Here is a 3,465-nt window from a genome sequence, read left to right as displayed (position 1 = left end):
CCGTCGCCCTCTGCGGCTGCGGCCTGAACGAGGCGTACCGGCAGGTCCGCGCCAACCGGGCCCCCGGCACCGGCCCGCGCGGCCCGCACGTCGGCGGTCGGCGGGGTCGGCGCGGGCTGCGTCGCGGCGGCGGGCTCGGCCGCCGCCCGGCCGTAGGGATCGGCGCCGTAGGGGGCGGAGGGGGCGGCGGCGGAGGGATCGGCTCCGGTGTGGTCGTCACCGGGGGAATCGCCGTCGTGGGAATCGCGGTCGTGGGAATCGCCGTCGTGGGAATCGCCATCGGCATCGCCATCGCCGACCCATCCGGATCGGTCCGGGTCCGGGTCCCCGCCATGGGGGTCGGTGCCGTACAGGTCGGTGCCGTCGTGCTCCCCCGCGAGGAGCCGCTCGCCCGCCTCGCCGTCCGGGTCGGGCTCCTCGTACACCTCGGCCTCGTACACCTCCGCCTCGTAGACCTCGGCCTCGTACACCTCGGGTACGAACTGCTGGGAGCCGTAGCCCTCCTCGGGCTCGGGCCATTCGACGACGTACGGCTCGGGGGCCCGCGGTGAGGAGGCGAACGGTTCGGTCCCGGTCGGCTCGGCTTCGAACGGCGCGCCCTCGAACGACCCGGACTCGGACGGAACGGGTGCGTAGCCGCAGAGGGCCTCTTCCGCGGCACCGACCGCGAGGCCGGTGAGGACCACCCGGCCGTCGTCGCAGACGAGGACGGTGCGGGCGGTGATGTTCCGGTGGACCCAGCCGTGGGCGTGCAGCGCGCGCAGGGCGGTGAGGACGTCGGCGCCGATCTCGGCCGCGCGGTACGGGGTGAGGGGACGCTCGGCGAGGAGCGCGGCCAGCGGTCTGGCCGCCACGACCTCGCTCACTATCCACAGCGAGCCGGCCTCCGCGAAGACGTCGAAGACCTGGTCGAGTAACGGGTGGTCGGGGATCTGCGCGGCGGCCTGGGCGGCCTCGATCGCCCGGCGCACGACGGGCTCGGCGGGCCGGCGGGTCGCCCGTCCCGTGCCGCCGTAGGGGTCGGCGGGGCCGCCGTCGCCGTCGAGCACCTCGGCGTCCACGAACTCCGGCAGCGGTACCTGGCGGACCAGGACCTCCTGCCCGCTGTACGTGTCGAACGCGCGCGTCTCCACGAGCGCGTACGCGTCCGCGTACGAGTCCGCGTCCGCGTCCGCCGGCGGCAGCGGCAGGCGGTAGCGGTCCGCGAGCACCCTTCCCGCGTAGTCGTCCACGACGCCTCCCCACGCGCGCACGCTGTCCCCCGCGGACCCCTCGGGATCGGGAGGGATCGCGCGAGTCCGTCAGTTCCGGTCCGGCACCGTGCAGTTAACGACTCCGTTCGACTGCGTACCGTCCGCGAACTCTCACGATACGGGGCGCCGGTCAGTCCTTGGGCGTGAACGTGGCGAACGCCGTATCCCGCAGCGTCCGGCACTCCGCGCCGTTCCACTCGCTCGCCTTGCAGGTGATCATGATGGAGTAGCCGTGCTTGGCGTCCACCTTGAAGCCGCGGTTGAGGACGCGCACGCGCACGCCCTTCTGCGTGCGCTCGAACTCCCAGTCGGCGACGGTCGGGTAGCCGTTGTACGAGACCGGGTGGATGCCGATGTGCTTGTAGCCGCTGCTGGTGGCAGCGACACCGGTCATGGCCGCGGCCCACGCGGCGGCCGCGTCGTCCTTCGGGCTGTCGTTGAAGTCGACCTGGACGCGCGGGAAGCCGCCGTCCTCGCTGAAGATGCCGCCGGAGTCGTATCCCGCTATCGAGCGGAGCGAGAAGGACGAGGGCATCGCCATCGAGAAGTGGAACCGGGCGTTGGTGACGAGGGTGTAGCCGGCGGGCAGCTGCGTGCCGCCGTCTCCGGGCTTGCCGGACGGCTTGGCGCTGCCGCCGTTCGACCCGCCCGTGGACCCCGTCGTGGCGTTCGCGCCGGTGGCACCGGTGGAGTCGGTGTCACCGGGCTGCGCGCCGCCCTGCTGGCCGGGGCCGCCCGACGACTGGCCCTTGCCGCCGTCGGAGCCCGCGGATCCTCCGGAGCCGTCACCGCCGGCCGAGGCGCCGGCGGACGCCGTGGTCCCCCCGCTCCCCTTGCCCTGGTCCTTCTCGTCGCCGCCACCGAGGGAGACGGCCAGGATCGTGCCGAGCACGGCGAGGACGGCGACCGCCGCGATGATCACCAGCGTGCGGCGCGGGACGACGTCGGTCAGCGGCGCGCGCGCCGGCGCGGGCCTTCCGCCGCTGCGCGCCGCGTCGGGCTTCGCCGACGTCGACGCCGCCGCGTTGCGTACGGACTTCAGGGCGCCCCGCATCCGCTCCGCGGCGTCGGAGGCCTGGTTCCGGTCGGCTGCCGGGGTCGCCGGCACGGCGGGCGTCGCCGGCACCCGCTCGGGGCGCGGCGGCAGCGGTACGACCGTGGTGACCTCGGGCGAGACCGCGGGCGGCGCCTCGGGCGCGTCGAGCACGGCGCGCAGCAGGACGCGCGCGCCGGCGTCGTCGAGCCGCTGGGCCGGGTCCTTGGCGAGCAGGCCGTAGATGACCTGCTCCAGCTCGGGTCCCGCGTTCTTCGGCGGGTCGACCGGCTCGGTCATGACCGCCGTGAGGGTGGCGATGGCCGAACCCTTGTCGTACGGCGGGCTGCCCTCGACCGCCGCGTAGATCAGGCCGCCGAGCGACCACAGGTCGGCGGCGGGACCGGGCTTGTGGCCGCGGGCGCGCTCCGGGGAGATGTACGAGGGGGCGCCGACGAGCATGCCGGTGGAGGTGATCGAGGGGTCGCCCTCCACCTGGGCGATGCCGAAGTCGGTGAGGACGACCCGGCCGTCCTCGGCGATCAGCACGTTGGACGGCTTCACGTCGCGGTGCAGGATGCCCTCGCGGTGCGCCGAACGCAGCACGTCGAGGATGGCGAGGCCGACCTCGGCGGCGCGCCGGGGCGTGAGCGTGCCGTCCTCGCGCACGGCGTCCGCGAGGGACTTGCCCTCGACGAGCTCCATGACGATCCACGGACGGTCGTCCTCGTCGACGACGTCGTACACGGTGACGGCGTTGTTGTTGCGGACCCGGGCGATGGCCTTCGCCTCGCGCAGGGTCCGGGTGATGAGGCGCCGCTTCTCGTCGTCGTCGATGCTGGTGGGGAAGCGGAGCTCCTTGACGGCGACCGTACGGCCGAGGGTCTCGTCGACCGCGCGCCACACGGTGCCCATGCCGCCGCGCCCGAGGACCACGCCGAGCCGGTACCGGCCGGCGAGGAGCCGTCCCTCGCCCACCGGGGCCTTGCGCAGCTTGTCGCCGCCGGTCGTGCGCCCGGTGCCGGACGGACCGCCGCTCTCGCCGTCGCCGTCCCCGGCGCCGAACCCGGCCCGTCCGGTCGACGGTTCGGTGCCCCGCAGCCGGCCGCTCGCGGCGGCGTCGACGGGCTCCGAGGCCGCGCCGGAGGCCGCGCGGGGATCCCCGGCGGCGCCGGTGCC

At 75.0% G+C, this 3,465-nt stretch carries 2 protein-coding genes; both read right to left on the bottom strand.

Features of this window, described 5'->3' with window-relative positions:
- A partial coding sequence (locus tag MRBLMG1_RS35030) for a protein kinase (protein ID WP_367828194.1) occupies positions 1 to 1,232 on the bottom strand: 1,232 nt, incomplete at its 3' end.
- 151 nt (positions 1,233 to 1,383) lie between these two features.
- On the bottom strand, positions 1,384 to 3,465 hold a 2,082-nt coding region (locus tag MRBLMG1_RS35025; protein ID WP_414721711.1), incomplete at its 5' end, for a serine/threonine-protein kinase.

This window comes from Streptomyces sp. LMG1-1-1.1, assembly GCF_040815545.1.
Lineage (GTDB): Bacteria > Actinomycetota > Actinomycetes > Streptomycetales > Streptomycetaceae > Streptomyces.
This window is presented reverse-complemented; position numbering and strand designations above follow the sequence as displayed.